Source organism: Lysinibacillus sphaericus (assembly GCF_000600105.1).
Taxonomy (GTDB): Bacteria; Bacillota; Bacilli; order Bacillales_A; family Planococcaceae; genus Lysinibacillus; species Lysinibacillus sphaericus.
The window spans coordinates 360,777-378,392 of sequence record NZ_CP006837.1 but is presented as its reverse complement, the minus strand read 5'-3'; the positions used below and the strand labels follow the sequence as shown (position 1 = coordinate 378,392).

Sequence of the window (17,616 nt, the reverse complement as noted above, 5' to 3'; positions counted from 1 at the left end):
TGCCTGGCACTCAAACAATTCAGAATTGTTTGAGTGCCAGACACCTACAAAGGAGGCTGCATATACCTATGAAAGAACAAGTAATCGAGCGATTAATTCGCTACGCAAAAATCGATACACAATCCGACTTCACAAGTGAAACTACTCCTTCCACTCAAAAGCAATTTAATTTATTGCATGTATTGAAGGATGAATTGGCTGCAATCGGCTTAACAGACATTACACTAGATGACAATGGCTATTTATTTGCAACACTTGAAGCAAATACAGATAAAATAGTTCCCACAATTGGCTTTTTAGCGCATGTGGATACAGCTACAGACTTCACTGGTACAAATGTGAATCCTCAACGCATCGATCACTACGATGGCGGTGACATTCAATTAAACGAAAATTTAATCATGTCTCCAACTGAATTTCCTGAACTAAAAAATTATGTAGGCCAAACGCTAATTACAACAGATGGTACAACATTACTAGGTGCGGACGATAAAGCTGGCATCGCTGAAATAATGACTGCTATGGAATACTTAATAAATAACCCTGCTATTAAGCATGGTAAAATTCGCGTAGCTTTCACACCTGATGAAGAAATTGGCCGGGGCCCACATAAATTTGATGTTGCTGCATTCGGCGCTGACTATGCCTACACAATGGATGGCGGACCACTTGGTGAGCTACAATTTGAAAGCTTTAATGCTGCTGGCGTTAAAGTAACAACAAAAGGGACGAGTGTACACCCAGGTTCAGCGAAAAATAAAATGGTCAACTCTATCACGATGGCAATTGCCTTCCAAAATGAAATGCCTACAGATGCAGTACCTGAAAAAACAGAAGGTTATGAAGGCTTCATCCATTTAATGGACTTCAAAGGAGCTATTGAACATACAGAGCTTTCTTATATTGTACGTGACCATGATCGTCAAAAATTCGAAGAGAAAAAGCAATTAATGCGAGATGCTGCTGCCAAAATACAAGCACAATTTGGCAAAGATGCACTGACAATTTCTATCGAAGATCAATACTATAATATGGGGGAAAAAATCGAGCCTGTAAAAGAAATTGTTGACATCGCCCGTCAAGCAATGGAAAAATTAGATATTACTCCGAATACATTACCGATTCGCGGTGGTACTGATGGTTCTCAACTTTCCTACATGGGTTTACCTACACCAAATATTTTTGCAGGTGGAGAAAACATGCACGGTAAATTCGAATATGTCTCTGGTGAAACAATGGAAAAAGCAACACAAGTTATTCTTGAAATCGTGCAACTATTTGAACAACAAGGCAAGTAAGTTTAACTTTACTTCGAGCAATAAGAAATATTAAAAAAGAAAGACTTTGTACAAAGTCTTTCAGATACTAAAATCCGCTTGGCTCCCAAAGAGCAAGGCACGATAAGCACTGCTTACGCAATGTCGTGCATTTACTTTCTTAGGAGGCAACGCGGATTTTTACTTAACCTTCAGATATTACTTTTTCTGCCGAAATTAATGACTGAATTTTCAAACTACATAAAAGTTAAGGGTGATGAATTATGAAAGAAATTGCATTAGGCATCTTAGCCTCACTTTTTTTTGCGGTGACATTTATTTTAAATCACGCGATGGAAATGCAAGGTGGTAGCTGGCTCTGGAGTGCATCACTTCGTTATTTTTTCATGTTGCCGTTTTTACTAGCTATTGTCTTTTATCGTAAAGGCTTTTCACCACTTACCAATGAAATGAAAAACAAACCAAGGGCTTGGCTTTTATGGAGCTTCGTTGGATTTGTACTATTTTATGCACCACTTACATTTGCTGCAGCATTCGGCCCAGGTTGGCTCGTTTCGGGTACATGGCAATTTACAATCGTTGCTGGTGTCCTTTTAGCTCCACTTTTTGTATCAGTAATCGCTGGAAAAACAGTACGTCAGAAAATCCCGTTAATTTCCTTACTTATTTCATGTGTGATTCTAGTTGGAATATTGCTTATTCAAGTACCACAGGCACAGTCTGCCCCAACTAAAAATCTACTGCTAGGGATTTTACCTGTAGTGATTGCTGCTTTTGCTTATCCACTCGGTAATCGAAAAATGATGGAAATATGCGGAGGACGTATTGATACATTTCAGCGTGTGCTTGGTATGACTATCGCTTCCATGCCTGCATGGATTATCATGGGGCTATATGCTGTTTTAACGGTTGGTCTACCTTCACTAAACCAAGTTCTACAATCATTACTAGTCGGGATTAGCTCTGGTGTCATTGCAACCATTCTATTTTTTATCGCAACAGACCGTGTGCGCGAACATCAAGGCAAACTAGCCGCTGTGGAAGCAACCCAATCAACCGAAATACTATTTGTCATTATTGGTGAGGTGCTACTACTTAACATTGCCTTTCCTGATCCAATTGCCCTTGCTGGACTTGGTATTATTATTGTCGGTATGTTGTTACATAGCTACTATACAATGGTACTTGAAAAAAAGAATGTGGCTCAACACACCTCCCCATCTGAACAGTCTTCATAACATATGAGGGTGCTGCTAAAAAATAAAAAGGACGGCTCATTCATCATAGGAATAAGCCGTCTAGAGATTTTACGTTCCCAAAAAATGAGGGGGGTTTTAGGAGCGCTTTATGAACTAGCAAACTTCTGGAGAAAAGTAGCTAAAGTTCATCCTCTCTACACTCGTTTTGTAGAGGAGGAATAATCTTTATAATGATAATGATAATCATTATCAATTAAATTGTCAACTATTATCTTTAAATTAACTTAAAAATTTTTCAAATAATTACAATGCCTTCTTAAGTGACCTTCTGTATTGCCACTGTTTTAGCTGAAAATGCAAAAAGCAACCGATACAAAAACCAGCAATAGCAACAGATGAAGCGATGGCTACCATTGTTGTCAATACATACCCTACTACATGCCAGTTAAAGAAAAACCCAACGAATCCTCCAGCTAAACATATGCTAGCAATACTAGAGTTAAATTTTTGTTGTTGGGCGTCTTCAGGTATATAGGAAGCTGGTGCTTTTTTCAAAAACAGTTTTCCCAATCGGATAATGGGATTAAAATTACATAAAACACCAAGTAAATTAGCGACTAAAGGAATGACTAATATCCAAGCAAGCCCTGTTATCCATGTCACTATGACACTTAACAAAATGGTCCATTGATTGAGTCGTACAAGTGGTCTTGGAATTGCATATGGCAATGACATTTAAAAACCTACCTTTCAGATATGTTTAATGTATTTTACTATATCGCATTCCATTTGTGAAGTAAAAATGATTAATTTATAATGGATGTTAATGATTGAAAAGAAAAGGTGATGACAGTGCCAGCTTTAACGATGGATCAAGTAAGACAACTGAATTCCTACAGTATTTATACAACAGAACCAAAACGAACATTATTTACATTAGCTGATATACATAAAGACTTTTACCATCCCGATTTTTTAAACCTTATGATGGGTATTACGGATGCGGCAACGGAAACCGCAGCTATTTCCCATTTTGCACGTCGCTATGGTATGTTTTTTGCAATGCAGCTATATATGCTTGCTGCCTATGATGAAGTATGGGATGGAAAGCCAATTGACATTCGTTTTGATGCGGCCAAGGAATTCAATAGCTTTACAGTTGCCATGTTTGTGAACCCTAATGATTGGCGTTACGTGGATGAAGATGAAAGACAATCTGTGATTGAAAAAATTTTATATGATGGGCATGTCATCGTTCAGCAATTGCGCAAAGTAACATCCATCTCTCCTTTAACCATTTGGGAAAATTTCTTTGGTTATCTACTTTGGCATTATCATCAACTGTTGTCTAACCCTGGCTTAGCAGACCAGGCAATGGAAGACATTGAGGCTTTAGAGAACCCTAAAACTTGGGCCCGTTTTTCACAAAAATCTTGGTGGGCTGACTATACTGGTGGTCAAAGCCCTACAAATTTAGTTAACGTTCCTGTCCGTAAATCTTGCTGTTTTTCAAAAGATATCCCTGGCTTACTTGCTTGTGGATTTTGCCCACTCAAGAAATAAAAAAAGCCTTCCCTCTCACACTTTGTGAAAGGAAGGCCTCCTTTTATTCCAAGCTATTTTTCATAAAGTACGAACCAGTCATTTTGTTCTTCATACATGGCAGTTCCCGTATATCCCGCTTTTAACAGTTGCTGCTGCAGGGCAGTATCTCCCATCAAAACAGCTTGTTTTTCAGTATAAGCTGGTTGCTCCTGTTGTAAATCTTTATAGAAAATATATCGCAATTTATCAACATACTTAATCTTCAAGCCCTTTATGACAAGACCTTGTGAAAATTTATCTTTTAAGCTCGGTATATTATACGGTTTAACCGTAGAGCAAACATAATCGTAGCAATCCAAATCAATAGCGTTCATCACAATCGTTGCTAATGTTTTTTGTAATCCGTAGCCGCGATAATGTGGGGAAACATTGGATATCTCTTGATATAAAACACGATGGAACTGATCCTCTGGAATTCCGCAATCATAGCCAAGGTGATCGTTATCAATAGGTGGATTTAATAATGCTCGAAAGCCGATTAACTCATGCTCTACATATGCCCCAATCATCAAACCATTTCCTTGCAAAATGTACTCGAATTCTTCCGTCGTTAAAGGCTGTAAAATGCTTTGGTCTGGCAAAGTCTCGTAAACTTCTTGCTGTAACTTCTCAATCGCAGGTAAATGCTGAAGTTGTAATTTCGTAACATAAAAAGGCGTTTCTCCTAGCATTCCTTCATAAATTCTATCCATGTTAACGCCTCCTTAAGCTGTGACTACTGTTGAAAATTCACATAGTTCCTTAAGTACTGCTTCATCTACATCGACACCTAAGCCTGGTTTTTCTGTTAGACAAATGAACGGTACATCATAGTGTAAATTACCAATATCCTTCGAGAATTTAAGTGGACCTGTTAATTCTACACTAGTCATAATTTTTTTCGAGAATGCTACATGGAAACCAGCCGCTGAACCTACAGATGACTCAACCATTGAACCAATTTGACATTCGATACCTGCCATTTCCGCCATGACAGCTAATTTCATAGCAGGATAAATTCCACCGCATTTCATTAGTTTAATATTTACTTTATCTGCTGCACGCTTTAAAATGATTTCACGCATCTCACGTACGCCTCGAAGTCCCTCATCAATCATTAACGTGACATCAGATTTAGATTTAATTTCTACCATGCCGTCAATATCTTCACTATCAACAGGCTGTTCTAACCAATCAATATTTAAATCTTTTAGTAAACGTAAACCTTGTAAAGTTGTAGAGGCGTTACCCCATCCTTGGTTGACATCTACTCGAATGGCAATCTCCTCGCCTACACGCTCACGTACCGCTTTAATACGAGCAACGTCACGTCTAACTTCCGTTCCTACCTTCATTTTAAATGATTGATAGCCCATTTCTACGCGTCTAGCTGCTTCATTTGCCATTTCTTCAGGAGTGCCAATACTTAACACGTGGGTAATCGGGAATTTCTCATGATAGCGACCGCCAAGTAACTGATATACTGGTACTTGAAGCGCTTTACCAGCAATATCAAAACATGCAATATCAATTGCCGCTTTAGCAGCAGGTACATCCTTTACAATGTGATTCATTTTATCGTGGAGTTTTTCAAAAGCCATTGGATTTTCTCCAATAATCGCAGGGACAAGTTGGTGTTTTAACACTGCATACGTACTTTCCCATGATTCGCCTGTTACATGCTCATCAGGTACCGCTTCACCATAACCAACAATGCCTGTATCTGTTGTTATTTTCAAAATGATAGAAGGCATTGTATCATAAGTAGCATAACTAATAATAAAAGGATCGATAAGTGGTAATTGGATTGCAAAAATTTCTACTTGTTGGATTTTCATTTTATATCATACTCCTGTAATTTTATAGTTGTCGTTAATACGTCGTTAATTGCTTAAAAAATATAGAAAAGGAACGATGCCTATGCCTACAAAAATAGCAATTATATGTTCTAAAGCTTTTATGAAACGTATACTTAGTATCGCACAAAACATAGAGAATATTCAATTAGAATTTTACCTTTACAATCAGCCTTCCGAAGCACCGTCATTATTAAAACAAATCAAACCATGTGATGCTCTTTTACTTGGGGGAACATTACCCTATTTACATGCCCAATCATCCCTCGAATCATTGCCGATTCCTTGGAATTATTTAAAGCAAGATGAGGTAACCATTGCGACGACTTTATTATCACTTATTGCAAATAAAGCAATTTCTTTACAAAGGGTATCTATCGATGTCATGCACCCTATCTTTGTCGATAAGGTTCTATCAGAGATAGAATATACCGGAACAAAACCATATGTTCACCCCATTTGCATTACTGAAACATCAAAACATATTTTGAAAAAACATGTCGCTCTTTGGGAAGCCAACCAAATTGATTATGTTATTACAAGCATTCATAGTGTATTTGATGAATTACAGCTACAGAACATTCCTGCAATGCGCATGTTAGATGCAAAAAGTTCCATTATCCAATGTCTTGAAGAAACGAAATCAAGATCACTGCTTACTAAATCCGAATCGGCAAAAGCAGTCGTAGGATTTTTAGCTGTTCCTGAAAATAACCAATGCGCAGACATTGTACAGCAAATTACAGCAGCGATACGTGCAACCTATAAGGAAATTACCCCTCATTATTATGAGCTTTATACAACAGCTGGACATTTACAAAATGCACTCGACATGGAAAATTTATCGCACCTAATGCAACAAATAAACACGCCCTTTAGGCTCGCCTTTGGCTATGGACACTCCATATATGAAGCTGCTGAAAATGCGACATATGCATTAAAATTTTCCAAACCATATGAAATTTATATTTTAGATGAACAAAAAAATCTTTTGGGCCCATTTCCAAAATCAGCAGGTAAACTTTCTTTAAAAACAAAAGATCCGTATATTTTACAAATGGCTAAACAGACAAGCTTAAGCCCGTTAAATATCTCGAAAATTATACAATTTAGTAGAGAACGACAATCTTCACAATTTACAGCGCAAAATCTTTCAGAATACTTACAAGTTACTCGTCGGACTACTGAACGTATTATCAAAAAATTAGTTGACCACGGTTATGCGAACATTGTTGGTGAAGAAATGACCCATCAGCAGGGGCGACCACGTACAATTTACGAATTAAATTTTGCAACCTATTCTTAGAACTAACAAGCCCCATCACAACACGTTCCTTGGCGAACGAGCACCTCATCTCATGGTATACATCATGATTACAAAGTCTCTTCTTGCCAACAGTTAGCTGCGTGATGGGGCTTGCCCTCTTTGGCTTTACTAAGCAAAATTCTTCAGAGTATTCCCTCTATTTGAGCAAAACTCGTTTTAATTTAGTCTGCTACGACCATATTATTCATTTCATTTTCTTGCGCATCTTTTTTACGTTGGTTTGCCTCTTCAATTTCTTCTGGTGTCATCTTAACAATGGCAAATCCGACATAACCATAAATAATTGAAATAATTGGCACAACAAAGTTTAGTATTGCATAAGGTGCATATTCCATTGCGCTAACACCTAACGTTGCTAATATAAATACACCACAAGTATTCCATGGGAAGAATACGGATGTTAACGTTCCGCCATCTTCAAGCGCACGCGATAAATTTTTCGAATGTAAGCCGCGGTTTTGATATACGCCTGCAAACATACGAGAAGGTACAACAATCGAAATATACTGTTCTGAACATGTTGCATTTGTTGTAATACATGCGGCAATTGTTGAAGCAATAAGGCTGCCTGTAGATTTAGCAAATTTCACAACGACATCCATCAGTGCTTTTAACATGCCTGAATATTCTAACACCCCACCGAATGTCATGGCTACAATCGTCATTGAAACCGTATACATCATTGAATCTAAGCCACCACGATTAAAGAGCTCGTCCACCATTTCATTTCCTGTCGAAATAGCAAATCCTTCTTGTAATGCTTGAACAGCCATCGTTGGCGATCCACCTTGCACAAAAATTTGTAATAAGAATCCTGAAATAATCCCAATAATTAATGCTGGTATCGCAGGAACCTTTTTTGCCACCATGACAATAACGCCAACTGGGACAAGTAATAACCACGGAGAAATCACAAAGCTTTTTTCCATAACATCAAGCGTAGTCAGTATTTTTTCAGAATTCATGGCTACGTCAGCAAAACTTCTGCCCATAAACCCAAATGCGACAAGTGTAATAATTAATGCAGGTATTGTCGTATATAGCATATGTTTTATATGGTCGAACAAATCTGTATTTGTTAAGCCCGCTGCTAGATTTGTTGTATCCGATAAAGGTGACATTTTATCACCAAAATATGAACCTGAAATTACTGCTCCTGCAATCATCGGTGCAGGAATCCCCATACTTAAACCGATACCCATACCAGCAACACCGATTGTTGCCATTGTTGACCATGAGCTACCGATTGCTAGCGAAACGATTGAACATAATAGCAAGATCGTTACTAAAAACCAAGCTGGCGAAATTAACTTTAAGCCGTAAAAAATCATGGTAGCAACGACTCCACCACCAATCCATGCTCCAATTGTCAAACCTACTAAAATAATAATGACAATGGCTGGAAGTGCTAGACGAATACCTTTATACATCATTTCCTCTATTTCCATCCACTTAAAGCCGTGTTTTTTGGCAACAATTGCTGCCACAATTGTTCCTACAATAAGTGGCACGTGTGGACTTTGCTCTAACATAACTACTGTCACTAGCATTGTCGTTATCATTATTGCAAAAGTCAGGAGCGCCCAACTTGCACTAATATCCTTTTTCATTGTCCCATCCCCTTTTTTTGCACCCAATTATAAATTTGCATTTCATCAGTGCAAATATATTTTTACGATTTTTAGCTTAATATTCAAAAAATATAAAGTCAACGCAAAAATTTTATGCTTCTATAGCAATTCTGAATATTAAAGGGCAAAAAAACGCTTCCAAATAGCAATTACAAACCATTCAAAAACGCGTATTTTTATGCATTTCTTCCCGAAAAGCAAGGAAAAAGAGGCTCTATCCAACGTGTAGAGCTTGGATAGAACCTCTTTGAATTACCTATTCATGGATGGGCTTTTTTTCTAATACACACGCAAGAACTTTCGATGCGTCTATTAATGCACTTCGTTCAAAAGTCATTTTTGGATGATGCAGCCCAGGAACTAAATTAGCACCAATGCCAATCATTGTAGCTTTTAGTTCGGGTTTTTTGACTGTATAAAAATGAAAATCATCGCTTCCTGGTGTTGTAATTTCATCCGCCAAAAATTGCTCTCCGAGTGTTTCTAAAATAGCATTTTTAGCCATTTCAGCAGCAATTGGTGAAACCTCTGCACCAGGTGTGAAATCGACCCATTTCCAATTCATTTCAATTTCAAACTGCTGTTGTATTGATTTTAGTCCCGATTCAATGCGGCTTCGAAGTAATTCTAACTGATGATTATGCTGCGCCCGAATATCCATTGAAAAGCTAGCACTACCTGGAATAATATTCGTGCTACCACCATCCGCAATAATCTTAGTTAGTTTGGCAGAGTGTGGCTCGAATGGAGATAAATGAATGCTATTTAACATTAATTGTATTGCCATAATGACATCAATCGCATTTTTACCTTGATGCGGTCTTGCACCATGGGCATCAATACCATGAATTGTTCCATCTAAAAAATAGGCAGCACCATGGTGGATAGCAGGTGAAACCTTTCCTAAAGGCAACTCTTCAATCGGTCTCAAGTGAACACCGAATAAATGCGAAACATCGTCAACTGCTCCACGGTCAAATGCTGCACAAGCACCATTTCCCACTTCTTCAGCAGGTTGGAATATAAATCTGACGCGATGTTGCAGCGGTCGATCTTTAAGCAATAATAGCGCTCCTAGTACCATTGTAATATTAGCATCATGACCACAGGAGTGATTCGCTTGCCATTTACCATCTACTTCTTGCCATAACGCATCAATATCTGCACGAACTGCTACAATCTCATCGCCTGTACCAATTTCAGCAATTAACCCTGGCACATCACCTAATAAACGGTAAGATACGTTTAAGTCATCTAAAATAGATGCAATTTTCTTAGTTGTTTCATACTCCTTCCAACTTACTTCTGGATAATTATGAAAATGTTCAAACCATTGATACATTGATTCTTCTAACATTGCTGCACTTGTCATAACCACACCTCGATATACCTTTTTTTCTCCCCCATTATACATGAAAGCTTTTTAGAAAAGTATATATGAAATTAGTACTATATCCATTTTAAAATCATATAACTTCATAATAAAACGCTTCAACACTTCTTACTATTTTATGTAAACTTCATAAAAAGGTGACTGTACTATACTTTTATGCAATAGTAAAAGGCTGTGTTAAAAGTAGTCGTTCCACTTTTAGCACAGCCTTTTTGAAAATGCGTTATAAACTTGAAAAAAAACCTTCTGGATATTCTTCATATTGGAGTTGATTTGTTTGCTCCTCAATATTTTGGTTTGATGTCAGGAATTCTGCCTCTTGATCCATCAAATACGTTTCAAATTTCGAGTTTAATAATTGTTCCATTCCTCGTCACCCTCCTTCGTTAATTGAATTTTCTGATAATTTTATTATATACTAACTTTTTATTAAAAATCAATAAATAATACTCATTATGCATAATATATATCGATTTCATCTCTTTTTGATATAAGATATACTTAAAATAAATTCGAATAAACAGCAATGGTCATCCCTCTCCATTTTTCCATATCAAAAAAGCATCCAAGTGACTACTTTACTTGGATGCTCTTACGATTTCCTTAAGCTGTTACGCTTTTATTATCATTGTCCATACCGTTACCGCCATACTTATGCTGTGTTAAAATTTGAATCACTACAAGCACAATAAAGATTGCGAGACCTGCCCAGTCAGAGAATTTTTCAGGATAGATGAGCAATAATCCAGCTACGATGGCAATCAGACGTTCAAACCACAACACTTTACGATACCAATAGCCAATTACGCCAGCACCAATTGCAACCATTCCCGTAACAGCCGTAAAGACTACCCATAATATTTGCGGTATCGTTGTATCAATCATTAATAAAGCTGGTGAGAAAACAATCATATACGGAATAATAAATGCAGCAATGGCAAGTTTTGCAGAGTTTACACCAGTCTTAATTGGATCGCCACCTGATATTCCAGAAGCAGCAAATGCAGCAAGTGCTACTGGCGGTGTAATATCGGCAATAATACCAAAATAGAACACAAAGAAGTGCGCCGATAATAAGACAACAACTGGCACTAATTCTTGTGGTGTATTAGGCGATAATAATGCCACAATCGCTGGTGCTGCAATGGTTGATGTAATAACATAGTTTGCCGTTGTTGGAGCACCCATTCCTAAAATTAGTGAAGCAATCATAACGAAAACAAGTGTTAAAATAATACTTCCTCCAGCTAAAGCTACTAAACTATTAGCTAAACTTAAGCCTAAACCTGTTTTAACCACTACCCCTACAATAATACCAGCGCAAGCTGTTGCCGCAACTACACCAAGTGCTGTACGAGCTCCTTCAACTAGTGCATCGATAATATCTTTCGGCTTTAAGCGCGTATCTTTGTTAAACATCGCGACTGCAATGGATATTAAAATCCCATACAGTGCAGCATGCATAACAGGCGTACCTGTTAGCATCAGTATAATAATAGAAACAATTGGTAGTAACAGGTAAATCTTCTTAAATACCTCTTTACGATTTGGCATTTGATCATCACGTAAGCCTTTTAAGCCGACACGCTTCGCTTCAAAATGCGTCATAATCCAAATACCTGTAAAATACAGCAACGCAGGAATAGCAGCTGCTTTTGCAATATCCCAATATGTAATTCCACGTCCAATGAACTCCACCATTAGAAATGCCGCAGCACCCATAATCGGAGGCATTAACTGCCCGCCAGTAGAAGCAGCCGCTTCAACTGCACCAGCAAATTCTTTACGGTATCCTAGCTTTTTCATCATCGGAATCGTGTATGAACCAGATGTGACTACATTGGCAACAGAGCTTCCTGAAATCATACCTTGTAGAGCACTTGAAAAGACAGCTACTTTTGCTGGCCCACCAATTAATTTTCCAGCGAATGCTACAGCCAGATCATTAAAATATTGCCCAACTCCTGTTTTTACAAGAAATGCCCCAAATAATAAGAATACAAAGATAAATGTAGCCGATACACTAATCGGTGTTCCTAAAATACCATCTGTCGTATAAAACATCAGATTCACAATACTTTCAAAATCCTGACCTCTATGCGCCATAAAGGCTGGGAAATAAGGACCGAAATAGGCATAAATTAAAAAACATACTGCGATAATCGTTATCGGTAAACCTACTGCTCGACGTGCAGCCTCAAGCACAAGAAAAACAGCTATTAAACCGACTATAAAATCCAACTGTGTAATGGTCCCATTGCGATTAACAAGTTCTGTATAATTCAATGCCCAATATGAACCGACTACTACCGATAATAACGATAAAATATAATCAAACCATGCAATTTTATGCTTTGGCGCCTTTCTACGGGCTGGAAATAATAAGAAAATCAGAGCTAAGCCAAACCCTAAGTGAATCGTCCGTTGAATGGGTGCTGTAAATTGCCCAAAAATCGCTGTATACAATTGAAACAATGAAAATGCCAATAATCCAAAGAAGATTATATGTTTCATAATGCCTGATATCGTTCGCACATTGGATTCGATATCGTATTTTTCAAGTATCGCTTGTTGCGCTTCAGCGGATATTTGTTCAAATTCTTCTTTTACCTCGGTGTTACGTTCATGCTGTTTTGTCATTTCATCCTAACTCCTTTCCATCGTTCATAAAGCGATAATCGCTTCACCTCAAATAAATAGGACTTACCCCTTTGCAAATCTTTTTTTAAATCGTATTCTTGTTCCTTGTAAACAAACACAAGGTCTAAGTCTAAATCCCCGATATAAATTGTGAAGTTTTCAATGACTTCCTTGTCAAATTGCAAAAAATATTTACCATCTCGTTGTGTTAACGTTTGATTTTCCTCAGCGTAGCCAGGCATCCCAATTGCTAAGTCTTCATACTCCATTCCAATCATTTGAATACGCTGTTCTTCTATACAACGATAATATTCCAGTACATCTGATTTATGGATAGAGTGTGTGTACCTTATACGAAAATCCTCATCAGATGTTAGTGGAATATAATGTACGATTGGATCGTCTACCCTTGTTTCTGTAAATGCGAATACCTTTTGAAGAGGAAGAAAAATAATGATGCCGAGGCATATACAACATACGGCTATTACCAAACCTATTCTCCTCTTTCGCATCACATCTGTTCCCCCACTTTAAAAACTATTCGCTATTTTGCTAGCATCTTTATGTAACAAAAAGGGGCCCGAAGCTTTACGCAATCCGAGCCCCTTTCATGTTTAAGAAAATATAAAAAACCATTATCAATGTCCAAAAATCACCTTGTTAAACCACGAGCAAATGTTCGTTTTTCAATAGCTTGGAACATGTAAAGCGATGTTGTCCTATTTATTTTCATCAAAGTATTTTTGAGCACCTGGATGAATATCAATACTGATACCATCTAAAGCTGTTTCAGCTTTAATAAATGCACCTTTAGCATGTGAAATTTTGTCTGTATTACTATAAATCGCTTTTGTCATAGCATATACAACATCTTCTGGTAAATCCTTATTCACTGCTAACATCGCAAGAACAGAAACAGTCTCTGTATCATTCGCAATACCGTAAGTACCAGCTTTTACTGTATCTTTTGCATAGTAAGGATATTTGGCAATAAGCTCATCTGCTTTACCAGCATCTACACCGATAATATTAACTTTTGTCGTCGCATTTAATGCCTCTACAGCCCCTGTTGGTGTACCAGCAGTAATAAATGCCGCATCGATTTGACCTGATTGAAGACCATCAGTAGACTCACCAAAATCAAGATTTTGCGCTTTAATGTCATTCATTGTTAAACCATGAATTTCAAGTAATTGTTCAGCATTGGCATAAGTCCCAGAACCCGGAGCCCCTACAGAAACTTTTTTCCCTTTTAAATCTGCATATGTTTTAATACCAGAAGCTTCAGTTGTTACTAATTGAACAGTCTCTGGGTAAAGTGCACCTAATGCCGCAATCGTATCAATTTTTTTACCTTCAAACATGAATTTACCTTCAGTTGCGTAATAAGCGATATCTGTTTGCACAAACGCAATCTCACCTTTACCTTCTTGCAAGGCAGTCATATTTGCTGCAGAGGCTTGAGAAACTTCTGCTGTCGTTTTAATACCTGTTTCTGTTGTAATTAAATCAGCAAATGTACCACCTAATGCATAGTAAGTACCTTGCGTTCCACCCGTTAATAAACTTAAAAATTTTGGCTTTTCAGAGCTAGCTGTATCACCATTCCCATTTTCCTTATCCGAACCTGTACTACTATCAGATCCACATGCCGCTAAAATTAATAGCGCAATGGCACTTAATAGCATGAATAATCTAAATTGCTTTTTCTTCATATTAACCTTCCCCCTTTGGTTATAATTAAGAATCAATTTAAAATTATCAAATTTAGTATAATTATGTCAACCTATTTATAGTAAATTCAGATAATTATAATTATACAAAATGACATAAATACGAACAACACCCAATTATAATACGCTGTTATTTACCCTTCTTTTTTCTCTAATAAACTAAAAAATACTCTACTACAATAAAATATACTAGTGTAGAAATGTATACATATTGTATAAAAATATACTCCTTGCTAGCTATTTATTTTTATTACATGGAAAATAGGATGAAACTCACAACCAACTACACAACGTAGTGGTGGAGAATGCATAAGCCCCGCCCGTCTATGCGAGCAGCCTGTAACGCAAAAAACCCCCCACAATACGTAGTGGTAGGGTGTTTCAACTTTATGTTAACAAATTAGCCAACTAACTTCCTGACTGGATTGCTCCACATGCAATTCTTGCACCTGAATTACCAGCAGGGTCTGTTTTATAATCGTCTGCTGCTTCATGGATAACTAATGAAGTACCTTCTCCATCCATTAAGGAATTTTCAGCATTCTTTTGTAATGTTACACCTTCAGCTAAGAAATTTAAATCTACCGTCCCATCTTCACCAACTTCTAAATTTGGTAAATCACCTAAATGATAACCGTTAGGATTTAATTTTCCATGCTCCTTATTTGTTGGATTAAAATGCGAACCTGCCGATTCAAACTTAGGTGCTTCACACTTCGCTACTGAATGGATATGAATACCATGTGTGCCCGCTGGTAAACCACTTAATGCTAAAGTTACTTTAACCCCATTGCCTTCTTGCTCAAAAAAAGCATTCCCATAGCTCTCATTATTTGAACCAATTACTTTTGCAGTTGCCGTTAAAGACGAATTGGCATTAGAGTTAACGGTTACTTTTTCATCTTTCTTATCAAAAAGATTGCACCCTCCGACAAAGACAGTCAAAGAAATAATTAAGATAGATATTTTTTTCATGTTATTACCTCCTCTATTTCTGATGGTACCCATCTCTACCAATAGTTATGCAATACATACTGGTGTTTTCTGATCACACCATCAAAAGGTAATATCATAAAAACTGCTTGTAACAGTAATTAATGGCTGAAGTCTTTATATTGAGCGTATTGGATTGACCCCATTCAATCCAATACTTACTATGCCGTTGATGGCCAAGCATAGTAAGCCGTAACCCTATGCTTACATTTGTACTGTTTAAGCAGGGGGCAACATTTGCGTTTCCATCAGTTAGTAGTGAAACCTTGTTATCAGTGCAAACTACTATAATAAAACAGGCTAGGACAAAAGAGAAAAAGTGTTAGATTGATGGCAGTCAATCTAACACTTTTTTACAGCGCCGTTGTTGTCCACTTCGGCGGTGCTTTCCGCTCAGCACAGTAAGCCGCAACCCTCGCTGTCCCGCAACACTTCTAATTTTTTATTTATTGCAAAAGCACGAATAGCTAAGTGTGCTAAGTCTCCATATAGCAAAAATTTATAAACACCTTTCCTCTGTACCTTAAATTATTTTAGTTTTGTCCCAGCTCCTTTTCTATTATGATTGAATAACACCACATGCAATTCTTCCGCCTGATTCACCAGTAGGGTCTGTCATATGGTCGTCCTCGTTTTCATGAATAACAAGCGCAGTACCTTCCCCATCCATCAAAGAGTGTTCAGCATCTTTTTGTAACGTTACACCTTCTGCCAAGACACTCATAGTTGCAGTACCGTCCTCCGCTACCTCTAAATTCGGTAAATCCCCGAGATGATGGCCATGCGGATTATCCTTGCCATGCTCTTTCTGCGTTGGATTGAAATGCCCTCCTGCAGTACCGAAATCCGGCCCTTCGCATTTCCCTACTTCATGTATATGCATACCATGTTTTCCAGCAGGTAAACCACTTACCGTAACGGTTACTTTCACACCATCAGCCTGTTCTTCAAATTTGGCTTCTCCTAAACTTTTATTATCCGAACTCATTACTTTCGCAGTGGCAGTTAAAGCAACCGAGCTATCTGATACTGATTGTTGTTCCGCTTTCTCATCCTTATCAGCGCAGCCCACTAAAAAAACACCTAAAGAAATAATAAATAAAGTTGTCAATTTCATTTTATTACCGTTGCCAAAAATCTATAAATATCTATAAATCTTGTTTAATTCCCTGTTCAACAAGTCCGATTTCGATCGCTACAAGTAACCCATCTACTTTCGTTTGATGTAACTCTCCGAGGGCGTAAATTCGGATACAACGCATCCTACATATTAGCGTTATCTTGTTGGTGATATTATGCTAATTTATATTTTGCAAGATTAATACTTGCATTTAAATCCCTATCAATACATAAGCCACAACTACAACTATAAACTCGATCTTTGAGTTTTAAGTCTTTGTTAATCTCCCCACAGTGACTACAAGTTTTGGATGATGGATAAAATCTATCTGCTACTACGAACTCAATTCCTCTAAATTTACACTTATATTCAAGTTGTCGTTTAAATTCATAATAACCTTATTTTGAGATAACTTTAGATAGATGCTTATTTTTCATCATGCCTATAATATTTAAATCTTCTATTACAACTCTGTATGGCTTGGTTTTCACTATACTTGTTGTCGTTTGGTGAAGATAATTATTCCGTATATTAGTCAATCTTCTGTGGACTAGTCGTATCCGATTTTCAAGTTTTATAATATTTTTAGTTTTGACATACTCCTTTCCTTTTTTATTTTGTTTATATTTTCTAGTTACTTGTCTTTGTAGTCTTTTTAAGCTCTTTTCATTTTTTCTAACTACATAAGATTTATTTTTCCTAAGAACTGTATCGGCTAAAAATTCGCCTCCATTTTTATAATTTTCTTCTTGTTTTGCAAGTGTCCAATTATAGATAAATCTTGCTGTTCCTACTGATTGCCACAACTTTTGTTCTTGCGATTCACTTGGGTACAATCTAACTTTCTTTGCCAGTATCATTCT

15 protein-coding genes and 2 pseudogenes are annotated in these 17,616 nt (G+C 37.3%); 4 read left to right on the top strand and 13 right to left on the bottom strand.

The features are described from left to right. The first annotated feature begins 68 nt into the window (after positions 1 to 68). Positions 69 to 1,298 (top strand): peptidase T, encoded by a 1,230-nt coding sequence (gene pepT, locus T479_RS01830; RefSeq protein WP_025218499.1) that lies wholly within the window; start codon positions 69 to 71, stop codon positions 1,296 to 1,298. A gap of 242 nt (positions 1,299 to 1,540) precedes the next feature. Then, a complete protein-coding gene (locus T479_RS01825) occupies positions 1,541 to 2,515 on the top strand; it encodes a DMT family transporter (RefSeq protein ID WP_025218498.1) in 975 nt (324 codons plus the stop codon). A 264-nt stretch (positions 2,516 to 2,779) separates the two neighbouring features. Here T479_RS01825 and T479_RS01820 read toward each other — a convergent pair whose 3' ends face one another. After that, positions 2,780 to 3,211: a DUF4395 domain-containing protein gene (locus T479_RS01820; RefSeq protein WP_025218497.1), complete on the bottom strand. Its 432-nt coding sequence runs from the start codon at positions 3,209 to 3,211 to the stop codon at positions 2,780 to 2,782. A gap of 117 nt (positions 3,212 to 3,328) precedes the next feature. Between T479_RS01820 and T479_RS01815 the strand changes: the two genes are divergently transcribed. Then, positions 3,329 to 4,039, top strand: a complete 711-nt coding sequence (locus tag T479_RS01815) for a Fe-S oxidoreductase (RefSeq protein WP_024362730.1) — start codon at positions 3,329 to 3,331, stop codon at positions 4,037 to 4,039. Positions 4,040 to 4,092: 53 nt separating this feature from the next. Here T479_RS01815 and T479_RS01810 read toward each other — a convergent pair whose 3' ends face one another. Continuing rightward, positions 4,093 to 4,773, bottom strand: coding sequence for a hypothetical protein (locus T479_RS01810; protein WP_025218496.1), 681 nt, complete (start codon positions 4,771 to 4,773; stop codon positions 4,093 to 4,095). 12 nt (positions 4,774 to 4,785) lie between these two features. After that, the gene (locus tag T479_RS01805; protein ID WP_025218495.1) at positions 4,786 to 5,898 is read right to left on the bottom strand and encodes a mandelate racemase/muconate lactonizing enzyme family protein; all 1,113 of its coding nucleotides are present in this window, start codon (positions 5,896 to 5,898) and stop codon (positions 4,786 to 4,788) included. An 82-nt stretch (positions 5,899 to 5,980) separates the two neighbouring features. Between T479_RS01805 and T479_RS01800 the strand changes: the two genes are divergently transcribed. Continuing rightward, complete coding sequence (locus T479_RS01800; protein ID WP_024362727.1) at positions 5,981 to 7,222, top strand: HTH domain-containing protein; 1,242 nt, start codon at positions 5,981 to 5,983, stop codon at positions 7,220 to 7,222. A gap of 182 nt (positions 7,223 to 7,404) precedes the next feature. Here the strand turns inward: T479_RS01800 and nhaC are convergent, their stop codons facing one another. From nhaC to T479_RS24370, 10 genes and pseudogenes are all read right to left on the bottom strand, one after another. Further along, the gene (nhaC, locus tag T479_RS01795) at positions 7,405 to 8,853 is read right to left on the bottom strand and encodes a Na+/H+ antiporter NhaC (RefSeq protein WP_024362726.1); all 1,449 of its coding nucleotides are present in this window, start codon (positions 8,851 to 8,853) and stop codon (positions 7,405 to 7,407) included. 277 nt (positions 8,854 to 9,130) lie between these two features. Then, entirely contained in the window at positions 9,131 to 10,246 is a 1,116-nt protein-coding gene (locus T479_RS01790; protein ID WP_025218494.1) for an amidohydrolase, read from the bottom strand. Positions 10,247 to 10,490: 244 nt separating this feature from the next. After that, positions 10,491 to 10,634, bottom strand: coding sequence for a hypothetical protein (locus tag T479_RS23875; RefSeq protein WP_162832718.1), 144 nt, complete (start codon positions 10,632 to 10,634; stop codon positions 10,491 to 10,493). Between the two features lie 236 nt (positions 10,635 to 10,870). Then, entirely contained in the window at positions 10,871 to 12,907 is a 2,037-nt protein-coding gene (locus T479_RS01785) for a TRAP transporter permease (RefSeq protein ID WP_024362724.1), read from the bottom strand. Next, on the bottom strand, positions 12,904 to 13,398 hold the full coding sequence (locus T479_RS01780; protein WP_227665400.1) for a DUF1850 domain-containing protein: 495 nt from the start codon (positions 13,396 to 13,398) through the stop codon (positions 12,904 to 12,906). The genes T479_RS01785 and T479_RS01780 overlap by 4 nt, the downstream gene beginning before the upstream one ends. A gap of 228 nt (positions 13,399 to 13,626) precedes the next feature. Then, positions 13,627 to 14,622 (bottom strand): TAXI family TRAP transporter solute-binding subunit, encoded by a 996-nt coding sequence (locus T479_RS01775; RefSeq protein ID WP_025218492.1) that lies wholly within the window; start codon positions 14,620 to 14,622, stop codon positions 13,627 to 13,629. Positions 14,623 to 15,048: 426 nt separating this feature from the next. Continuing rightward, positions 15,049 to 15,615, bottom strand: a complete 567-nt coding sequence (locus tag T479_RS01770; protein ID WP_025218491.1) for a superoxide dismutase family protein — start codon at positions 15,613 to 15,615, stop codon at positions 15,049 to 15,051. Between the two features lie 577 nt (positions 15,616 to 16,192). Next, complete coding sequence (locus T479_RS01765) at positions 16,193 to 16,705, bottom strand: superoxide dismutase family protein (protein WP_227665399.1); 513 nt, start codon at positions 16,703 to 16,705, stop codon at positions 16,193 to 16,195. Positions 16,706 to 16,926: 221 nt separating this feature from the next. Beyond that, positions 16,927 to 17,448: pseudogene (locus tag T479_RS01760) on the bottom strand (RNA-guided endonuclease InsQ/TnpB family protein); the annotation flags it as partial. Positions 17,449 to 17,490: 42 nt separating this feature from the next. After that, positions 17,491 to 17,613 (bottom strand): annotated as a pseudogene (locus T479_RS24370) (helix-turn-helix domain-containing protein); the annotation flags it as partial. Between the last annotated feature and the right edge of the window lie 3 nt (positions 17,614 to 17,616).

Bases quoted from the DNA above. Each gene is read 5' to 3' on its own strand.
- T479_RS01810 (WP_025218496.1), bottom strand. From the start codon at position 4,773: ATGGATAGAATTTATGAAGGAATGCTAGGAGAAACGCCTTTTTATGTT.
- T479_RS01775 (WP_025218492.1), bottom strand. From the start codon at position 14,622: ATGAAGAAAAAGCAATTTAGATTATTCATGCTATTAAGTGCCATTGCG.
- T479_RS01770 (WP_025218491.1), bottom strand. From the start codon at position 15,615: ATGAAAAAAATATCTATCTTAATTATTTCTTTGACTGTCTTTGTCGGA.
- T479_RS01805 (WP_025218495.1), bottom strand. From the start codon at position 5,898: ATGAAAATCCAACAAGTAGAAATTTTTGCAATCCAATTACCACTTATC.
- nhaC (WP_024362726.1), bottom strand. From the start codon at position 8,853: ATGAAAAAGGATATTAGTGCAAGTTGGGCGCTCCTGACTTTTGCAATA.
- T479_RS01800 (WP_024362727.1), top strand. From the start codon at position 5,981: ATGCCTACAAAAATAGCAATTATATGTTCTAAAGCTTTTATGAAACGT.
- T479_RS01785 (WP_024362724.1), bottom strand. From the start codon at position 12,907: ATGACAAAACAGCATGAACGTAACACCGAGGTAAAAGAAGAATTTGAA.
- pepT (WP_025218499.1), top strand. From the start codon at position 69: ATGAAAGAACAAGTAATCGAGCGATTAATTCGCTACGCAAAAATCGAT.
- T479_RS01790 (WP_025218494.1), bottom strand. From the start codon at position 10,246: ATGACAAGTGCAGCAATGTTAGAAGAATCAATGTATCAATGGTTTGAA.
- T479_RS01820 (WP_025218497.1), bottom strand. From the start codon at position 3,211: ATGTCATTGCCATATGCAATTCCAAGACCACTTGTACGACTCAATCAA.
- T479_RS23875 (WP_162832718.1), bottom strand. From the start codon at position 10,634: ATGGAACAATTATTAAACTCGAAATTTGAAACGTATTTGATGGATCAA.
- T479_RS01825 (WP_025218498.1), top strand. From the start codon at position 1,541: ATGAAAGAAATTGCATTAGGCATCTTAGCCTCACTTTTTTTTGCGGTG.